The 17477-nt window shown below is 68.1% G+C and carries 17 protein-coding genes; 12 read left to right on the forward strand and 5 right to left on the reverse strand.

Annotation, left to right across the window (positions count from 1 at the left end; genetic code table 11):
* Positions 1-198: 198 nt before the first annotated feature.
* Both AC27L4_RS18025 and AC27L4_RS18030 read right to left on the reverse strand, forming a co-directional pair.
* Positions 199-1449 (reverse strand): aspartate kinase, encoded by a 1251-nt coding sequence (locus AC27L4_RS18025; RefSeq protein WP_487143623.1) that lies wholly within the window; start codon positions 1447-1449, stop codon positions 199-201.
* 121 nt (positions 1450-1570) lie between these two features.
* Entirely contained in the window at positions 1571-1912 is a 342-nt protein-coding gene (locus AC27L4_RS18030) for a response regulator (RefSeq protein ID WP_487143624.1), read from the reverse strand.
* 207 nt (positions 1913-2119) lie between these two features.
* On the opposite strand from AC27L4_RS18030, the gene AC27L4_RS18035 reads away from it, so the two are divergent.
* Positions 2120-2863: a glutamine amidotransferase gene (locus AC27L4_RS18035; RefSeq protein ID WP_487143625.1), complete on the forward strand. Its 744-nt coding sequence runs from the start codon at positions 2120-2122 to the stop codon at positions 2861-2863.
* A gap of 6 nt (positions 2864-2869) precedes the next feature.
* Here the strand turns inward: AC27L4_RS18035 and rdgB are convergent, their stop codons facing one another.
* The gene (rdgB, locus tag AC27L4_RS18040; RefSeq protein ID WP_487143627.1) at positions 2870-3487 is read right to left on the reverse strand and encodes an RdgB/HAM1 family non-canonical purine NTP pyrophosphatase; all 618 of its coding nucleotides are present in this window, start codon (positions 3485-3487) and stop codon (positions 2870-2872) included.
* Positions 3484-4200 carry a ribonuclease PH gene (rph, locus tag AC27L4_RS18045; protein ID WP_487143628.1) on the reverse strand — a complete coding sequence of 239 codons (717 nt, stop codon included), beginning with the start codon at positions 4198-4200 and terminating at the stop codon, positions 3484-3486. Before rph ends, rdgB begins: the two co-directional genes overlap by 4 nt.
* A gap of 124 nt (positions 4201-4324) precedes the next feature.
* Between rph and AC27L4_RS18050 the strand changes: the two genes are divergently transcribed.
* From AC27L4_RS18050 to AC27L4_RS18095, 10 genes are all read left to right on the forward strand, one after another.
* A complete protein-coding gene (locus tag AC27L4_RS18050) occupies positions 4325-4447 on the forward strand; it encodes a hypothetical protein (RefSeq protein WP_487143630.1) in 123 nt (40 codons plus the stop codon).
* A 320-nt stretch (positions 4448-4767) separates the two neighbouring features.
* Positions 4768-5730 carry a malate dehydrogenase gene (gene mdh / locus AC27L4_RS18055; protein ID WP_487143631.1) on the forward strand — a complete coding sequence of 321 codons (963 nt, stop codon included), beginning with the start codon at positions 4768-4770 and terminating at the stop codon, positions 5728-5730.
* A 27-nt stretch (positions 5731-5757) separates the two neighbouring features.
* Positions 5758-6951 carry an ADP-forming succinate--CoA ligase subunit beta gene (gene sucC, locus AC27L4_RS18060; RefSeq protein ID WP_487143632.1) on the forward strand — a complete coding sequence of 398 codons (1194 nt, stop codon included), beginning with the start codon at positions 5758-5760 and terminating at the stop codon, positions 6949-6951.
* 3 nt (positions 6952-6954) lie between these two features.
* Positions 6955-7839, forward strand: coding sequence for a succinate--CoA ligase subunit alpha (sucD, locus tag AC27L4_RS18065; RefSeq protein WP_487143633.1), 885 nt, complete (start codon positions 6955-6957; stop codon positions 7837-7839).
* A gap of 33 nt (positions 7840-7872) precedes the next feature.
* The gene (locus AC27L4_RS18070) at positions 7873-10827 is read left to right on the forward strand and encodes a 2-oxoglutarate dehydrogenase E1 component (protein ID WP_487143634.1); all 2955 of its coding nucleotides are present in this window, start codon (positions 7873-7875) and stop codon (positions 10825-10827) included.
* Between the two features lie 11 nt (positions 10828-10838).
* The gene (locus tag AC27L4_RS18075; protein ID WP_487143636.1) at positions 10839-11147 is read left to right on the forward strand and encodes a YciI family protein; all 309 of its coding nucleotides are present in this window, start codon (positions 10839-10841) and stop codon (positions 11145-11147) included.
* Between the two features lie 38 nt (positions 11148-11185).
* Positions 11186-12409 carry a 2-oxoglutarate dehydrogenase complex dihydrolipoyllysine-residue succinyltransferase gene (gene odhB, locus AC27L4_RS18080; RefSeq protein WP_487143638.1) on the forward strand — a complete coding sequence of 408 codons (1224 nt, stop codon included), beginning with the start codon at positions 11186-11188 and terminating at the stop codon, positions 12407-12409.
* 148 nt (positions 12410-12557) lie between these two features.
* Positions 12558-12992 (forward strand): VOC family protein, encoded by a 435-nt coding sequence (locus tag AC27L4_RS18085; RefSeq protein ID WP_487143639.1) that lies wholly within the window; start codon positions 12558-12560, stop codon positions 12990-12992.
* A gap of 86 nt (positions 12993-13078) precedes the next feature.
* Entirely contained in the window at positions 13079-14476 is a 1398-nt protein-coding gene (lpdA, locus tag AC27L4_RS18090) for a dihydrolipoyl dehydrogenase (RefSeq protein WP_487143640.1), read from the forward strand.
* Positions 14477-14558: 82 nt separating this feature from the next.
* Complete coding sequence (locus tag AC27L4_RS18095) at positions 14559-15326, forward strand: outer-membrane lipoprotein carrier protein LolA (RefSeq protein ID WP_487143641.1); 768 nt, start codon at positions 14559-14561, stop codon at positions 15324-15326.
* Between the two features lie 9 nt (positions 15327-15335).
* On the opposite strand, the gene AC27L4_RS18100 is transcribed toward AC27L4_RS18095, so the two are convergent.
* On the reverse strand, positions 15336-16250 hold the full coding sequence (locus AC27L4_RS18100; RefSeq protein WP_487143642.1) for a LysR family transcriptional regulator: 915 nt from the start codon (positions 16248-16250) through the stop codon (positions 15336-15338).
* Between the two features lie 116 nt (positions 16251-16366).
* On the opposite strand from AC27L4_RS18100, the gene AC27L4_RS18105 reads away from it, so the two are divergent.
* Positions 16367-17476, forward strand: a complete 1110-nt coding sequence (locus AC27L4_RS18105; RefSeq protein ID WP_487143643.1) for a BMP family ABC transporter substrate-binding protein — start codon at positions 16367-16369, stop codon at positions 17474-17476.
* Position 17477 lies beyond the last annotated feature (1 nt).

Here is a 17477-nt window from a genome sequence, read left to right on the forward strand (position 1 = left end):
TTGCGCAGCGAGGCCGGTTTCCCCGGGAGTTCCGGCCGCCGCACGGTGCCCGAAAATCCTGCAAGGTTTCAAATGCTTGTCAGGCGGTTTCGACCCCGAACCATGGGCGGGGTCGTCCTGTCCCGTCAAGCGTTCACTCAAAGGCCGGATGCGCCGGCGCCGTCCGGTCCTCGGTCCTGCCTCGCTCTGGCCGGCAAATCAGGCCTTGTCGAGGCCGTATAGCGAATGCAGCGTCCTGACGGCAAGCTCGGTGTAGGCGGCATCGATCAGCACGGAGATCTTGATCTCCGACGTGGTGATGGCGCGGATGTTGATCGAGCGCGAGGCCAGGGCCTGGAAGCAGCTGGCGGCGACGCCGGCATGGCTGCGCATGCCGATGCCGATCACCGAGACCTTGGCCACGTCCGTGGCCGCCTCGACGATCTCGCAGCCCACCACCGCCCGGGCCTTGTTGATCACGTCCCGGGCGCGCTGGAACTCGGCCTGAGGCACGGTGAAGGTCATGTCGGTCGACTTGCCGTCCTCGGAGATGTTCTGGACGATCATGTCGACATTGATGTTGGCTTCGGCCAGCGGCACGAAGATGGCGGCGGCGACGCCCGGCTTGTCCGGCACGTGGCGCAGGGTGATCTGCGCTTCGTCCTTCGAATAGGCGATGCCGGTGACGACCTGCTGTTCCACGATGTCTTCCTCGTCGCAGATGAGGGTTCCGGGGTTGGGATTGGCCGGATCGTCGAAGGACGACCGCACATAGGTCTTGACCTTGTGTACCATGGCGAGCTCGACCGAGCGCACCTGCAGCACCTTGGCGCCGAGCGAGGCCATTTCCAGCATTTCCTCGAAGGCGATGCGGTCCATCCGCCGCGCCTTCGGCACGATGCGCGGATCGGTGGTGTAGACCCCGTCGACATCGGTGTAGATGTCGCAGCGCTCCGCCCCGATGGCGCTGGCGATGGCCACGGCGGAGGTGTCGGAGCCGCCGCGCCCGAGCGTGGCGATCCGCCCGTTCTTCGGCTCGATGCCCTGGAAGCCGGAAACCACCGCGACCTCGCCGCGGGCGAAGCCGTCGTCGAGGTTCTTCGAGGGAACGGCGGTGATGCGGGCCGAGCCGTGCGCCTCGCTGGTCTCGATCGGCACCTGCCAGCCCTGCCAGGACCGGGCCTTGAGGCCGATGCCGTTGAGGACGATGGCCAGGAGGCCGGAGGTCACCTGCTCGCCCGAGGCGACGACGGTGTCATATTCGTGCAGGTCGTTCAGCGCCGCGGCCTCGTTGCACCAGGCGACGAGCTCGTTGGTCTTGCCGGACATGGCCGAGACCACGACGGCGACGTCGTAGCCGGCATCGATCTCGCGTTTGACATGTTTCGCCACGTTCTTGATGCGTTCGACGGTGGCGACCGAGGTGCCGCCGAATTTCATCACCAGACGGGGGCGGGAACTGCCGGACATGCGGCGACGTGGCTCCGATGGGGCGTGGCGATCCACGCAAGAAAAGGCGGCCGGGAGGCCCGACCGCATCGCAGCGCCGTTTAAGGGAAAGGGGAGGGGAAGGCAAGCGACCGGGGCGCCGTCACGCCCGCACGATCGCCGCCTTCAGTTCCGCCGGCCGATAGGGCTTGGGCAGGAACGGCGCCGCCGAGAACTCGGGCGGCAGGTCGGCCCGGCGGCTGGCCGAGATGAACAGCACAGGCACGCCGCGCTCGCGCAGGTTGCGGGCCAGGGAAAACGTGACGCCGTCGGGGAGCTCGACGTCGAGCAGCGCCAGCCCATAGTCGATCCCGTCCGCGGCCCGGACCGCTTCACGCAGGGTGCCGCAGCACACGCAGGCGACGCCGGCCTCGCCGGCGATGGTCTCGAGGTCCAGGGCAATCAAAGGATCGTCCTCGACGATCAGGATCGGTTTCGTGGTCATCGTGCACTGCAAACGCCGACGGGCCGAAAAGGTTCGCCAAGCCGTTGCGGCTTTGTGCGTTTTCGCACCGCACCCGTTCCCGTCCCCCGCGATCCTCGCATCTGTATCCCGGGCGACACAGCTCGGCCCGATTGCGGGAAAGCCAGGGCGTCCTTGCCCCGATGCACGGCCGATCTGTTAACGTTTCACCAAGATTCTCGTACCATCATGGTTAGGAAAGTGTTTCGCGAGCCCGTCGTGACCACATCGAAGATCCTGGTCGTCCTGCACCAAGAGCATTCCACCCCCGGCCGGGTCGGGCGCCTGCTGCGGGAGAGGGGCTACGAGCTGGACATCCGCCGGCCGCGCTTCGGCGATCCCTTGCCGGAGACCATGGCCGACCATGCCGGCGCCGTCATCTTCGGCGGCCCGATGAGCTGCAACGATGACGAGGCCTGGATCCGGCGCGAGATCGACTGGATCGACGTGCCCCTGCGTGAGGAAAAGCCCTTTCTCGGCATCTGCCTCGGCGCCCAGATGATGGCGCGCCATCTCGGCGCCCCGGTGTCGCGCCACCGCGACGGCCATGTCGAGATCGGCTACTGGCCGATCCGCCCGACGGCGGCCGGCGAGGCGCTGATGACCTGGCCCGGCCATGTCTATCATTGGCACAACGAGGGCTTCGAGCATGTGCCGGGCACCCAGTTGCTCGCCACCGGCGAGACCTTCGCCAACCAGGCCTTCCGCTGCGGCCGCAACGCCTATGGCCTGCAGTTCCATCCCGAGGTCACGCATCTCATGCTCTGCCGCTGGACCATCGGCAGCGAGGAGAAGCTCTGCGGCCCCGGCGCCCAGGACCGCGCCACCCAGATCGCCGGCCGCTTCCAGCACGACCATGCAGTCAAGCTGTGGCTCGACGACTTCCTCGACCTCTGGCTGGAGCCCTGGCCGCTGGCGCTTGCGGCGGAGTAGGGCGCCTCAGGCCGGTTCCCCCAGGCACGCCGCCGCCAGCTTGGCGAACGAGCGCGAGCGGTGCGAGCGGGTGTTCTTCTCGGCCTCGGTCATTTCCGCGAAGGTCCTGTCGCTGCCGTCCGGCTGGAACATCGGGTCGTAGCCGTGGCCGTGCGTGCCGCGCGGCGGCCAGACCAGCGTGCCGTCGGCGCGGCCCTCGAACTCCTCGACATGGCCGTCGGGCCAGGCCACGGCGATCAGCGACACGAAGGTGCCGCGGCGCCGGGCCGGAGCGCTCGCCCCGGCCTCGGTCAGCTCGGCCTGGACCCGGCGCATGGCCAGCATCCAGTCGCGGGTCTCGCCGGCCCAATCCGCGGTGTAGACGCCGGGCGCGCCGCCGAGCGCCTCGACGCACAGGCCCGAGTCGTCGGCGATCGCCGGCAGGCCGGTGGCCGTCACGGCGGCGAGAGCCTTGAGGCGGGCATTCTCGGAGAAGGTGGTGCCGGTCTCCTCCGGCACGGGCAGGCCGAGCTCGCCGGCCGAGGTGACGTCCACGCCCTTGGGCGCCATCATCGCCCGGAACTCGGCGAGCTTGCCGGCATTGTGGGTCGCCAGCACGACCTTTCCGGTCAGGGGGCGGCTCATCCGGCCACCGCCTGCTTCTGCAGCTCGACCAGCCTGGCGACACCGCTCTTGGCCAGTGCCAGCATGTCGATCAGCTGGCTCTCGCTGAAGGGCGCGCCCTCGGCGGTGCCCTGCACCTCCACCAGGCCGCCGGAACCGGTGATGACGAAGTTGGCGTCTGTCTGCGCCTCGGAGTCCTCGGCATAGTCGAGGTCGAGCACCGGCTGCCCGCGCGAGATGCCGCAGGACACGGCGGCGACATGGTCCTTCAGCGGGCTGACGGGCAGCATGTTGCGGCCGACCATCCACTGGAAGCAGTCGTGCAGCGCCACCCAGGCGCCGGTGATCGAGGCGGTGCGCGTGCCGCCGTCGGCCTGCAGCACGTCGCAGTCGACGATGATCTGCTTCTCGCCGAGGCGGACGAGGTCGACCACCGCGCGCAGCGACCGGCCGACCAGGCGCTGGATCTCCTGGGTGCGGCCCGACGGCTTGCCGGAGGTGGATTCGCGCCGGGTGCGATCATGGGTGGCGCGCGGCAGCATGGCGTATTCGGCCGTGACCCAGCCCTTGCCGGTGCCGCGCAGCCACGGCGGCGGCTTGTCTTCCAGCGAGGCGGTGACGAGCACATGGGTCTCGCCGAACTTGATCAGGCAGGAGCCCTCGGCATAACGCGCGACGGCCCGCTCGATGGAAATGGGGCGCAATTCGTCCGGCGCACGGCGGGAAGGACGCATGGACAAGTCTCCGGTTTCTGCCGCGCTTCTAAAGGGCGCAGGCAGCGGCGGCAAGAATGGAGCGTGTCACAACCCGGCCGCGATTGGCGGCCTATGCTGCCCGCATCCGCGTCCGGAGACAGCCATGAAGATCGCCGACGTCAGCAAGAGCGCCTTCGCCATGCCGCAGACCAGCCCCAGGCAACTGCCGGGACGCGTCGACCTGCCCCCCGGACTCGGCGAAGCTGGGCATGACTGCATGGCCTGACGGCTCGGCGGGGGCATCGCGCCCAGCCGCCACGAACCGTCCGACAGGGGCGCACCTGGCAGCGAGAACGCGTTACGTGTTACAAAATATGTAATCTGTAACAGCGTATTCCGATCAGGATTCTTGATGGGGGCTTACAGGGGTTCTTTGCACAACTATATGACATGTCGGGATTTTTGTGAGCGGCCTTCAGGTCGGAGCCATCACTGGCAGGCCTGGAATCCGCCCGAAATGCCCGAGCCTTGAACCGGCGAAACAAAGGGTCTATCGGAACGGAAGATCGGTTTCTTCCTCTTAGTCCCTCCTTAGGAAAACTGCTCATGGCGCGCAGCAAGATCGCACTCATCGGGGCCGGCCAGATCGGCGGCACCCTGGCTCTCCTCGCCGGCCTGAAGGAACTGGGCGACATCGTCCTGTTCGACGTGATGGAGGGCGTGCCGCAGGGCAAGGCGCTCGACATCGCCGAGGCCTCGCCCGTCGACGGCTTCGACGTCGCCCTCTCCGGCGCCCAGAGCTATGCGGCCATCGAAGGCGCCGACGTGGTGATCGTCACCGCCGGCGTGCCGCGCAAGCCCGGCATGAGCCGCGACGACCTCCTGACGATCAACCTCAAGGTGATGGAGCAGGTCGGCGCCGGCATTGCCAAGTATGCCCCGAACGCCTTCGTCATCTGCATCACCAACCCGCTCGACGCCATGGTCTGGGCCCTGCAGAAGGCCTGCGGCCTGCCCAAGCAGAAGGTGGTCGGCATGGCGGGCGTGCTCGATTCCTCGCGGTTCCGCCACTTCCTCGCCGCCGAGTTCAACGTCTCGGTCGAGGACGTCACCGCCTTCGTGCTCGGTGGCCACGGCGACACCATGGTGCCGTCGGTGCGCTACTCCACCGTGGCCGGCATTCCGCTGCCCGACCTGATCAAGATGGGCTGGACCACCGAGGAGCGCCTGGCCGAGATCGTGCAGCGCACCCGTGACGGCGGCGCCGAGATCGTCAACCTGCTCAAGACGGGCTCGGCCTTCTATGCCCCGGCCGCCTCCGCCATCGCCATGGCCGAGAGCTATCTCAAGGACAAGAAGCGGGTGCTGCCCTGCGCCGCCCATCTCAGCGGCGAGTACGGCGTGCGCGACCTTTATGTCGGCGTTCCCGTGGTGATCGGCGAGAAAGGCGTGGAGCGCATCGTCGAGATCGCGCTCGACAAGGACGAGCGGGCCGGCTTCGAGAAGTCGGTCAACGCGGTCAAGAGCCTGGTCGAGGCCTGCAAGGCCATCGCGCCGAGCCTCGCCTGACATTTCCCAGCAACGCGGGATCTTCCCATGAACATCCATGAATACCAGGCCAAGGCGGTGCTGAAGGATTTCGGTGCGCCCGTCTCGCGCGGCGTGCCAGCCTTCACCGTCGATGAGGCGGTCAAGGCCGCCGAGGCGCTGGGCGGACCGCTCTACGTGGTCAAGTCCCAGATCCACGCCGGCGGCCGCGGCAAGGGCAAGTTCAAGGAGCTTCCCGCGGACGCCAAGGGCGGCGTGCGCCTGGCCAAGTCGCTGGACGAGGTGCGCGCTCATGCCCGGGAGATGCTCGGCAACACGCTGGTGACGGTGCAGACCGGCCCGGCCGGCAAGCAGGTCAACCGCCTCTACATCGAGGACGGCTCCGACATCGAGAAGGAGTTCTACCTCTCCATCCTGGTCGACCGCGAGACCAGCCGTGTCGCCTTCGTGGTCTCCACGGAAGGCGGCATGGACATCGAGAAGGTCGCCCACGACACGCCCGAGAAGATCGTCACCTTCTCCATCGACCCGGCCACCGGCGTCATGCCGCATCACGGCCTGGCCGTGGCCAAGGCGCTCGGCCTCTCCGGCGATCTCGCCAAGCAGGCGGTGGCGCTGACCGCCAAGCTCTACACGGCCTTCGTCGCCAAGGACATGGCGATGCTGGAGGTCAACCCGCTGATCGTCTCGACCGGCGGCGAGCTCAAGTGCCTCGACGCCAAGATCGGCTTCGATTCCAACGCGCTCTATCGCCACCCCGACATCGTCGCCCTGCGCGACGAGACCGAGGAGGACCCCAAGGAGATCGAGGCCTCGCGCTACGATCTTTCCTACGTCGCCCTCGAGGGCTCCATCGGCTGCATGGTCAACGGCGCGGGCCTGGCCATGGCGACCATGGACATCATCAAGCTCTATGGCGAGGAGCCGGCCAACTTCCTCGACGTGGGCGGCGGCGCCACCAAGGAAAAGGTGACGGCGGCTTTCAAGATCATCACGGCCGACCCGAACGTCAAAGGCATCCTGGTCAACATCTTCGGCGGCATCATGCGCTGCGACGTGATCGCGGAAGGCGTGATCGCGGCCGTGACCGAGGTCGGCCTCTCCGTGCCGCTGGTGGTGCGTCTGGAAGGCACCAATGTCGAGCTCGGCAAGAAGATCATCCGGGAATCCGGACTGAACGTGATTTCGGCCGACGATCTCGACGACGCGGCCCAGAAGATCGTCAAGGCAGTGCGGGGCTAAGAGATGTCCATCCTGATCGACAAGTCCACCCGCGTCATCTGCCAGGGCTTCACCGGCAAGAACGGCACCTTCCATTCCGAGCAGGCGATCAAGTACGGCACGCGCATGGTCGGGGGCACCTCGCCCGGCAAGGGCGGCGCGGTGCATCTGGGCCTGCCGGTGTTCGACACCGTCGCCGAGGCGCGTGCGGCGACCGGGGCCGACGCCTCGGTGATCTACGTGCCGCCGCCGGGCGCGGCCGATGCCATCTGCGAGGCGATCGACGCGGAAGTGCCGCTGATCGTCTGCATCACCGAGGGCATCCCGGTGGCCGACATGGTCAAGGTCAAGCGGGCCCTCTCCGGCTCGAAGTCGCGGCTGATCGGGCCCAACTGCCCCGGCGTTATGACGGCGGACGAGTGCAAGATCGGCATCATGCCCGGCAACATCTTCCGCAAGGGCTCGGTCGGCATCGTCTCGCGCTCGGGCACGCTGACCTATGAGGCGGTGTTCCAGACCACGACGGAGGGCCTCGGCCAGACCACGGCCGTGGGCATCGGCGGCGATCCGGTCAAGGGCACCGAGTTCATCGATGTGCTGGAGCTGTTCCTCGCCGACCCCGACACGCATTCGATCGTGATGATCGGCGAGATCGGCGGCTCGGCCGAGGAGGACGCGGCCCAGTTCATCCGCGACGAGGCCAAGCGCGGGCGGTCCAAGCCGATGGTCGGCTTCATCGCCGGCCGCACCGCCCCGCCCGGCCGGCGCATGGGCCATGCCGGCGCCATCATCTCCGGCGGCAAGGGCGATGCCGGCTCGAAGGTCGCTGCCATGGAAGCGGCGGGCATCCGGGTGTCGCCGTCACCGGCACGTCTGGGCAAGACTCTCGTCGACGTGCTCAAGGGCTGACGCAGCGCCGGATCACATAGAGGGATCGGGACCATGGATCGCCAGGACGATTTGAACGAACAAGCCTTCGCCTATGGCGGCGACGCCGCCTATCTCGAAGATCTCTATGCCCGCTACGAGAACAATCCCTCCTCCGTGGACGGCGAGTGGGCGCGCTACTTCTCCGGCCTCGCCGACGACAAGGCGGATGTGGAGAAGAACGCCCGCGGCGCCAGCTGGAAGAAGCCGGGCTGGCCGATCGCGGCCAATGGCGAGATCGTCTCGGCGCTCGACGGCAACTGGGCGGCGATCGAGAAGAGCCTCGGCGAGAAGATCAAGGCCAGGGCCGAGAAGCAGGCGCCCGCCGCCATCTCGGCCGCGGACCTGCAGAGCGCGGCGCGCGACAGCGTGCGCGCCATCATGCTGATCCGCTCCTACCGCATGCGCGGCCATCTCCACGCCAATCTCGACCCGCTCGGCCTGGAGCCGCAGCGGGATCACGAGGAGCTGCACCCGGCGACCTACGGCTTCTCGGACGCCGACTGGGACCGCAAGATCTTCATCGACCGGGTGCTCGGGCTGGAGTTCGCCACCATCCGCGAGATCGTCGCGATCCTCAAGCGGACCTATTGCTCGACGCTCGGCATCGAGTTCATGCACATCTCCGATCCCGAGCAGAAGAGCTGGATCCAGCAGCGCATCGAGGGCGCGGACAAGGAGATCACCTTCACCCGCGAGGGCAAGCGGGCGATCCTGTCCAAGCTGATCGAGGCCGAGGGCTTCGAGAAATTCCTCGACGTCAAGTACACCGGCACCAAGCGCTTCGGCCTCGACGGCGGCGAATCGCTGATCCCGGCGCTGGAGCAGATCATCAAGCGCGGCGGCAATCTCGGCGTGAAGGAGATCGTGCTGGGCATGGCCCATCGCGGCCGTCTCAACGTCCTGACCCAGGTGATGGGCAAGCCGCACCGGGCCCTGTTCCACGAGTTCAAGGGCGGCTCCTACGCGCCCGACGACGTCGAGGGCTCCGGCGACGTCAAGTACCATCTCGGCGCCTCGTCGGACCGCGAGTTCGACGGCAACAAGGTGCACCTGTCGCTGACCGCCAACCCCTCGCACCTGGAGATCGTCGACCCCGTGGTGCTGGGCAAGGTCCGCGCCAAGCAGGACCAGCACAAGGACGCCAAGGATCGCACCTCGGTGATGCCGCTCCTGCTGCACGGCGACGCCGCCTTCGCCGGCCAGGGCGTGGTGGCCGAGAGCCTCGGCCTGTCCGGGCTCAAGGGCCACCGCACCGGCGGCTCGATGCACGTCATCATCAACAACCAGATCGGCTTCACCACCTATCCGCGCTATTCGCGCTCCTCGCCCTATCCCTCCGACGTGGCGAAGATGATCGAGGCGCCGATCTTCCACGTGAACGGCGACGATCCGGAAGCGGTGGTGTTCGCGGCCAAGGTGGCGACCGAGTTCCGCCAGACCTTCCACAAGCCGGTTGTGGTCGACATCTTCTGCTATCGCCGCTTCGGCCACAACGAGGGCGACGAGCCGGCCTTCACCCAGCCGCTGATGTACCGCAATATCCGCGCCCATCCCAGCGTGGTGGAGCTCTACTCCAAGCGCCTGGTCGAGGGCGGCATCCTCACCCCGGGCGAAGTCGACAAGATGAAGGCCGACTGGCGCGCGCGCCTGGAGGCGGAGTACGAGGCCGGCCAGGGCTACAAGCCCAACAAGGCCGACTGGCTCGACGGCCAGTGGGCCGGGCTTAAGGCGGTCGCCGCCGACAGCGCCGACGACCCGCGCCGCGGCGCCACCGGCCTCGAGCTTCGAAAGCTGCGCGAGATCGGCGTGGCGCTGACCACCGTCCCGGCCGATTTCAACGCCCACCGGACCATCCAGCGCTTCCTCGACACGCGCCGCAAGGCGATCGAGACCGGCGAGGGCATCGACTGGGCCACGGCCGAGTCGCTGGCCTTCGGCTCGCTCTGCGACGAGGGCCATCGCGTCCGCCTGTCCGGCCAGGACGTCGAGCGCGGCACCTTCTCGCAGCGCCACTCCGTGCTGATCGACCAGGAGACCGAGCGCCGCTACACCCCGCTCAAGAACATCCGCCCGGGCCAGGGGGCCTACGAGATCATCAACTCGATGCTGTCGGAAGAGGCGGTGCTCGGGTTCGAATACGGCTACTCCCTGGCCGAGCCCAAGGCGCTGGTGCTGTGGGAGGCGCAGTTCGGCGACTTCGCCAACGGCGCACAGGTGGTGTTCGACCAGTTCATTTCCTCGGGCGAGCGCAAGTGGCTGCGTCTGTCGGGCCTGGTCTGCCTGCTGCCGCACGGCTATGAGGGCCAGGGGCCGGAGCACTCCTCGGCGCGCCTCGAGCGCTTCCTGCAGATGTGCGCGGAAGACAACATGCAGGTGGCGAACTGCTCGACGCCGTCGAACTACTTCCACATCCTGCGCCGCCAGCTCAAGCGCGACATCCGCAAGCCGCTGGTGCTGATGACGCCCAAGTCGCTGCTGCGCCACAAGCGCTGCGTCTCGCGGCTGGACGACATGGGGCCGGACACCTCCTTCCACCGCGTGCTGTGGGACGACGCCCAGACGGGCCGGGCCCCGGGCAAGCTGGTGGCGGACGAGAAGATCCGCCGCGTCGTGCTGTGCACCGGCAAGGTCTACTACGACCTCCTGGAGGAGAGGGAGAAGCGCGGCATCGACGACATCTACCTGCTGCGCGTCGAGCAGCTCTATCCCTTCCCGCTCAAGGCTCTGGTGGCCGAGCTGTCGCGCTTCCGCAAGGCCGACGTGGTCTGGTGCCAGGAGGAGCCCAAGAACATGGGGGCCTGGTTCTTCGTCGAGCCCTACCTGGAGTGGGTGCTCGCCCAGACCGGCAACAAGGTGAAGCGCGCCACCTATGCCGGGCGGCCGGCTTCGGCCGCGACCGCCACGGGCCTGATGTCGAAGCACCTGGCCCAGCTGCAGGCCTTCCTCGACGAGGCGCTGACCGCCTAGGAGCGCGCGCAATGCCTTACTTCTTCTGCCGGCTCAATCCACCGCGCCCGAGCTTCGCCTTCGACATGTCGGAGACGGAGAAGGCCATGATGGAGCAGCATGCGGAGAAGCTGCGCGTCCTGGCCGCGGCCGGCGTCCTGGTAATTGCCGGGCCGGTCGCCGATCCTGCCGGGCCCTGGGGGCTCGGCGTGTTCCGGGCCGAGAGCGCCGAGGCGATGCGCGCTCTCGCCGACGAGGACCCGGCGATCAAGGCGGCCGCCGGCTTCTCCTACGACATCTATCCGATGCTGAGCGCCGTTGTGGGCCGGCCCAATCCCTGACCGAAGATGAGAGGACGCCCCGTCGAGGGCGCATTGCAATGGCAACGGAAATCAAGGTTCCTACCCTCGGCGAGTCGGTGACGGAAGCCACCATCGGCAAGTGGTTCAAGAAGCCCGGCGAGGCGGTGCGGGCGGACGAGCCCGTCCTTGAGCTGGAGACCGACAAGGTGACGCTGGAGGTCAACGCACCGGCCGCCGGCGTGCTCGGTGCCGTCCTGGCCAAGACCGGCGAGACCGTCACGCCCGGCGCGGTGCTCGGCACCATCGAGGCCGGCAGCGCGGCTGCCGCCGCCCCTGCGCCCGAACCCGCCACGGCGGCTCCGGCTCCTGCGGCTGCCCCGGCCGCCACCGCCATGCCGCCGTCTCCCGCCGCCGCCAAGATCGCCGCCGACCGGGGCATCGAGCCCGCTGCCGTCGAGGGCAGCGGCAAGCGCGGCCAGGTGCTGAAGGGCGACGTGCTGGCGGCGCCTGCGCCTGCACCTGCCGCTCCGGCTCCTGCGCCCGCCGAGGCGCCGGTCGCCAGGCCGGCCGCGCCGCGTCCGGCCGCGCCGGCCGAGGATGCCGTCCGCGAGGAGCGGGTGCGCATGACCAAGCTGCGCCAGACCATCGCCCGCCGCCTCAAGGAGGCGCAGGCCACCGCCGCCATGCTGACGACCTTCAACGAGGTCGACATGACGGAGGTGATGGCCCTGCGCAACCAGTACAAGGACCTGTTCGAGAAGAAGCACGGCGTCAAGCTCGGCTTCATGTCCTTCTTCGTGCGCGCCTGCACCCAGGCGCTGAAGGAGATGCCGGCGGTCAATGCCGAGATCGACGGCCAGGACATCGTCTACAAGAACTACTATCACGTCGGCGTCGCCGTCGGCACCGACAAGGGCCTGGTCGTGCCGATCATCCGCGATGCCGACAAGCTCGGCCTCGCCGGCATCGAGAAGACCATCGCCGATTTCGGCAAGCGCGCCCGCGACGGCCAGCTCAAGATCGAGGAGATGCAGGGCGGCACCTTCACCATCTCCAACGGCGGTGTCTACGGCTCGCTGATGTCGACGCCGATCCTCAACGCGCCGCAGTCGGCCATTCTCGGCATGCACAAGATCCAGGAGCGGCCGATGGTGATCGGCGGCCAGATCGTGCCGCGGCCGATGATGTATCTGGCGCTGTCCTACGACCACCGCATCATCGACGGCAAGGAGGCCGTGACCTTCCTGGTGCGGGTCAAGGAGACGCTGGAGGATCCGGCGCGCCTCGTGCTCGATCTCTAGAGCAAAGCGCGTTTTGGTGGAAACGCGCTTTGCTCCAGCTCCTTGTTTCGACGCGTCTTTGCGACTTGACGCGAGTGCGTCAAATCGCAAAGCGCCCTGGGCCGCCGCAGCCCGTCTTCGCGGCGCGGCCGGAGAGAAGGATATCGTCATGGCCAACGGACCTGCCCCGCCGCCCCTGCAGCCGCACCTGTGCGTCAGGGACGGCCAGGCCGCGATCGCATTCTACGAGACGGCTTTCGCGGCCACGGTCCTGTCGAGGCAACTGGCCGACGACGGCCGGCGGGTGATGCATGCCAGCCTCGCGCTGTTCGGCAGCGGGATCCTGCTGCACGACGAGTTTCCCGAGTTCGGCGGCGACGTGATGTCGCCGACGACGCTGCACGGCGCCAGCATCGCCATCAACGTCAACCTGTCGACGCCGGCCGAGGTGGACGCCGCCATCGACCGGGCGGTCGCGGCCGGGGCGGGGCTGGTCATGCCCGCCGGCGACGTGTTCTGGGGAGCACGCTACGGCCGCATCCGCGACCCCTTCGGCCATGTCTGGGCCTTCAACGCGCCGCTGCCCGGCCCGACTGCGGCCTGAGGGCGACGCCGCCCATCCCATGATTTGCCAGCGCGGCTCCGGCGACGGCGCCGCGCAACCCCGACCGCAGGATTGGAACAAGACGGATGCCTCACGATCTCGTCGTCATCGGAACCGGCCCCGGCGGCTATGTCTGCGCCATTCGCGCAGCCCAGCTCGGCCTCAACGTCGCCGTCGTCGAAAAGCGCAAGACCCATGGCGGGACCTGCCTCAACATCGGCTGCATCCCTTCCAAGGCGCTGCTGCAGGCCTCCGAACTGTTCGACGAGGCCGGCCATGGCCTCAAGGCCTTCGGCATCGATCTACCGGCGCCGGTGCTCAACCTGCCGCGGATGATGCAGCACAGGCAGGACACCGTCGACGCCAACGTCAACGGCGTCGCCTTCCTGCTGAAGAAGAACAAGATCACCGTCTACCACGGCACCGGCACGATCCTCGGCGCGGGCAAGGTCGAGGTCGCCGCCGAGGACGGCGGCAGGCAGGCCGTCGAGACCAGGGCCATCGTCATCGCCACCGGCTCGGACGTGGCCGAGCTGCCCGGGGTCGTCATCGATGAGAAGACCATCGTCTCCTCCACCGGGGCGCTGGAGTTGGCCGAGGTGCCCAAGAGCCTCCTCGTCATCGGCGCCGGCGTGATCGGGCTGGAGCTCGGCTCGGTCTGGCGCCGGCTCGGCGCCAAGGTCACCGTGGTCGAGTTCCTCGACCGTATCCTGCCCGGCATCGACGGAGAGGTGGCCAAGCAGTTCCAGCGCATCCTGCAGAAGCAGGGCTTCGCCTTCAAGCTGGCCACCAAGGTCACCGGTGCCGCCACCGGGGCGTCCGGCGCCACCGTGACCGTGGAGCCCGTCGCCGGCGGCGCGGCCGAGACCATCGAAGCCGACATCGTGCTCGTCGCCACCGGCCGCCGGCCCTACACGCAGGGCCTGGGCCTGGAGGCTGCCGGCGTGGCGATGGAGAGGGGCCGCGTCGTCATCGACGAGCAGTTCCGCACCAACGTGCCGGGCATCTACGCCATCGGCGACGTGGTGCGCGGCCCGATGCTGGCCCACAAGGCCGAGGACGAGGGCATGGCCTGCGCCGAGATCCTGGCCGGCCAGCACGGCCATGTGAACTACGACGTCATTCCCAGCGTGGTCTACACCTTCCCCGAGGTCGCCGCCGTCGGCAGGACCGAGGAGGATCTCAAGGCGGCGGGCATCGCCTACAAGGTCGGCAAGTTCCCGTTCATGGCCAATGGCCGGGCGCGGGCCAACCGCACCACCGAAGGCTTCGTCAAGGTCCTGGCGGATGCGACGACCGACAGGGTGCTCGGCGTCCATATCATCGGCGCCGGTGCCGGCGAGCAGATCGCCGAGGCGGCCGTGCTGATGGAGTTCGGCGGCTCGTCCGAGGATCTCGCCCGCACCTGCCATGCCCATCCCACGCTGTCGGAGGCGGTGAAGGAGGCGGCGCTTGCCGTGGAGGGGCGCGCGATCCATATCTGACGGGACGCGGCGGGATTCGAGGCCGCGAAATGGCCATCAACGGCGCGTAAGGCGTGGGTTGATCCCGTTCTCGGAGTGTTCGATGCGATCTGTCAGGAGCCTTGCCTTCATCGTCGGTCTCGCCATTGCCGCCGGCCCGGCCGTCGCCGGCCTCGCCTTTGCCCAGACCGAGGCTCCAGGAGCGCCGGTGCCGCCCATGTCCCCCACGGCGGCGACAGAGCAGGTCGCCGGCAAGGCGCCGGCCGTCAAGCCGCCGCCGGCAATCGGTGCCCCGCCCGTCGTCGCCCTCGGCCCGTTCAACCCGCGGGCGATGACGCCGCAGCAGGCCGCCGCCATCCGCAAGATCAACGCCTACCTCAACTCGGTGCGCGTCATGAGCGGCACCTTTACCCAGCTCGCGCCCGACGGCACCCGCAGCCAGGGCCAGTTCTGGGTGTCGAAGCCCGGCAAGCTGCGTTTCCAGTACGCCGCGCCCAACCCGCTCGAGCTGATTGCCGACGGCCGTTCCGTGGCGGTGCGCAACCGCAAGGAGAACAAGCAGGACCTCTACTTCATCGGCCAGACGCCGCTGCGCTTCCTGCTGGCCGACAGCATCGACCTGATCCAGGACACGGCGCTGATCGGCCTCTACAACGACAAGGAGTCGGTGACGGTGACGCTGGAGGAGAAATCCTCGATCGGCGGCTCGGCCCGCATCTCGCTGATGTTCTCGGCGGCCGACTCCTCGCTGAAGCAGTGGACGATCACCGACGCCCAGGGCTACGACACCACGGTGGCGATCTTCGACGTCGACACCAAGTCCCAGCCCAGCAACAAGCTGTTCTACATCAACGAGCAGCGCGTGCTGTAGCGGCGGCCGTCACGCGGCCGCCTGGCGCTCCAGCGCCTCCAGCGCGGCCGCGATGATCTCGGCGGCCGCGTTACCGATCTCGGTCAGCGCGCTCACGTCCCTGGCCAGGAGCGACAGGGGCGTGGACATGCGTGGGCCGGACATCGGCACGAAGCAGAGCTTGCCGGTCTTCAGCTCCTCGGCGATGTCGATCATGGTCAGCATGCACAGGCCGCCGCCGGCCTGCACCATCGCCTTGAGGAAGGCGATCGAGTTGGTGACGGCGACGCGCTGCACCGGAGCCCGCTGACGTTCGATGATCATCTCGGACAGGGGCCCGATCGTCAGGCTCTCGTCGGTGATGATGACGTCTTCGTCGGCGATGTCGTCGATCGTGATGCAGCTCCTGGCGGCCAGGGCGTGCCAGGGCGGGACCACCAGTCCGAGAGGCAGGTTGGCTGTCCGCACGATGTGGACCTCGCTGTCATGCGGCGTGTTGAAGGCCACGGCGAGATCGATGTCGCCCGACCTGATCTTCTCCAGGATGGTGTCGGTGCCGCCGACGACGGCGTGCAGGATCACGGCGGGATGGCGTTTCCGCAGGGCGCGGAACACGGACGGCAGGAATCCCGCCGCCAGGCACTCCATGATGCCGACACGGATGCGCGAGCGCTGCGAGGGGCGGAGGCTTTCCAGCTCCTCGCTGGCGCCGACGATGTCCTGCTGCCATTTGCGCACCTGGCCGATCAGCACGCGGCCGGCTTCGGTCGGGCGCATGCCGCGCGGCAGGCGCTCGAACAGCGGCTGCCCATATTCCTGCTCGAGGTTGAGGATCTGGCGGTTGACCGCCGACGGCGTGGCGTTCATCCGTTCGGCGGCCTTGCGGACCGAGCCGTAGCGGGCGACCATTTCCAGAGCGTTCGCACCTTGGGTGATCAGCGGCATTCCTGCGCCCGCAGCGTCAGAGCGTGCAATTTTTTCGTACGGTGCGCACACAACTACGCACTGGTCAATACGCTCTCGCCTCTCTAGCCTTTTCGGGTTCGGGAGGGGACATGACAATGATCCGTGCAAGTCTGACGCGTCGGCACGTCCTGGTCGCAACCGCCGGTGCGGCGCTGCCGCTGGTCCTGCCGGGGTGGGGCGCGCGCGCCGGCGCGGCGCTGCCGGCGATCAAGGAAGAGGACGCGACGATCGCCTTCGCCCTGACGGGGCCCGTGGCGGACGAAGGCTGGAATGCCAAGCAGAATCTCGGGGTCGAGGCGATCAAGGCCGCCTTTCCGAAGCTGCGGACCCTGGTGGTCGAAAGCGTGCCGTTCTCGGCGGACGCCAGCCGGACGTTCCGGCAGTTCGTGCAGGAGGGCGCCCAGATGGTGTTCTCCACCTCCAACTACGGCGACTTCCTCACCTCGGTGGTCGAGCGCGCGCCGGAGGTCGCATTCCTCCAGGCCGACGGGCGCGCGGTCGCCGACAATCTCGGCTGGTACTATGTCAAGCACTGGTACCCGACCTATGTGCTGGGCGTGGCCGCGGGCCTGCTCAGCAAGTCGGGCAAGCTCGGATATGTCGCGTCCTTCCCCGTGCCGGTGGTGTTCAGCTCCACCAACGCCTTCCTGCTCGGAGCCCGCTCGGTCAATCCCGCGGCGACGCTGCAGGTCATCACCGTCAATTCCTGGTTCGATCCGCAGGGGGCCAACCAGGCGGCGAGCGCCCTGATCGACAGCGGTTGCGATTTCCTGTTCGGCGTCATGAACGAGCCGGCCTATCTGCAGGTCTGCGAGCAGCGCGGCGTGCGCGCCGCGATGTGGAATGCCGACATGCGGCGTTTCGGCGAGAACGCCTATGTCAGCTCCATCGTCCCCGACTGGACCGCCTTCTATGTCGACCAGGTCCGCCAGCGGCTGGAAGGGCGCTGGACCGGCGGCGGCCAGACGCTCCTCGGCATGGGCCGGGGCGTCGACCGCGACGCCTGGGGCAAGGCGGTCCCGGCCGACGTCGCCGCCAAGGCCGATGCTGTGCGCGAGAAGATCCTCGGCGGCTGGAGCCCCTTCACGGGCGAGATCAAGGACAGCGGCGGCACGGTCCGCGTCAAGGCGGGCGAGACGATGGACGAGCTCGCGCTCTACAATTGGGACTGGTCCGTGGAAGGTGTGTCCGGCCTGGCCGCGTAGC

This window comes from Labrys sp. Lb11, assembly GCF_057554225.1.

What these genes read in the sequence shown, in the direction of transcription:
- AC27L4_RS18025 (WP_487143623.1), bottom strand. Translation starts at nt 1,449, where the DNA reads ATGTCCGGCAGTTCCCGCCCCCGTCTGGTGATGAAATTCGGCGGCACC.
- AC27L4_RS18030 (WP_487143624.1), bottom strand. Translation starts at nt 1,912, where the DNA reads ATGACCACGAAACCGATCCTGATCGTCGAGGACGATCCTTTGATTGCC.
- AC27L4_RS18035 (WP_487143625.1), top strand. Translation starts at nt 2,120, where the DNA reads ATGGTTAGGAAAGTGTTTCGCGAGCCCGTCGTGACCACATCGAAGATC.
- rdgB (WP_487143627.1), bottom strand. Translation starts at nt 3,487, where the DNA reads ATGAGCCGCCCCCTGACCGGAAAGGTCGTGCTGGCGACCCACAATGCC.
- rph (WP_487143628.1), bottom strand. Translation starts at nt 4,200, where the DNA reads ATGCGTCCTTCCCGCCGTGCGCCGGACGAATTGCGCCCCATTTCCATC.
- AC27L4_RS18050 (WP_487143630.1), top strand. Translation starts at nt 4,325, where the DNA reads ATGAAGATCGCCGACGTCAGCAAGAGCGCCTTCGCCATGCCGCAGACC.
- mdh (WP_487143631.1), top strand. Translation starts at nt 4,768, where the DNA reads ATGGCGCGCAGCAAGATCGCACTCATCGGGGCCGGCCAGATCGGCGGC.
- sucC (WP_487143632.1), top strand. Translation starts at nt 5,758, where the DNA reads ATGAACATCCATGAATACCAGGCCAAGGCGGTGCTGAAGGATTTCGGT.
- sucD (WP_487143633.1), top strand. Translation starts at nt 6,955, where the DNA reads ATGTCCATCCTGATCGACAAGTCCACCCGCGTCATCTGCCAGGGCTTC.
- AC27L4_RS18070 (WP_487143634.1), top strand. Translation starts at nt 7,873, where the DNA reads ATGGATCGCCAGGACGATTTGAACGAACAAGCCTTCGCCTATGGCGGC.
- AC27L4_RS18075 (WP_487143636.1), top strand. Translation starts at nt 10,839, where the DNA reads ATGCCTTACTTCTTCTGCCGGCTCAATCCACCGCGCCCGAGCTTCGCC.
- odhB (WP_487143638.1), top strand. Translation starts at nt 11,186, where the DNA reads ATGGCAACGGAAATCAAGGTTCCTACCCTCGGCGAGTCGGTGACGGAA.
- AC27L4_RS18085 (WP_487143639.1), top strand. Translation starts at nt 12,558, where the DNA reads ATGGCCAACGGACCTGCCCCGCCGCCCCTGCAGCCGCACCTGTGCGTC.
- lpdA (WP_487143640.1), top strand. Translation starts at nt 13,079, where the DNA reads ATGCCTCACGATCTCGTCGTCATCGGAACCGGCCCCGGCGGCTATGTC.
- AC27L4_RS18095 (WP_487143641.1), top strand. Translation starts at nt 14,559, where the DNA reads ATGCGATCTGTCAGGAGCCTTGCCTTCATCGTCGGTCTCGCCATTGCC.
- AC27L4_RS18100 (WP_487143642.1), bottom strand. Translation starts at nt 16,250, where the DNA reads ATGCCGCTGATCACCCAAGGTGCGAACGCTCTGGAAATGGTCGCCCGC.
- AC27L4_RS18105 (WP_487143643.1), top strand. Translation starts at nt 16,367, where the DNA reads ATGATCCGTGCAAGTCTGACGCGTCGGCACGTCCTGGTCGCAACCGCC.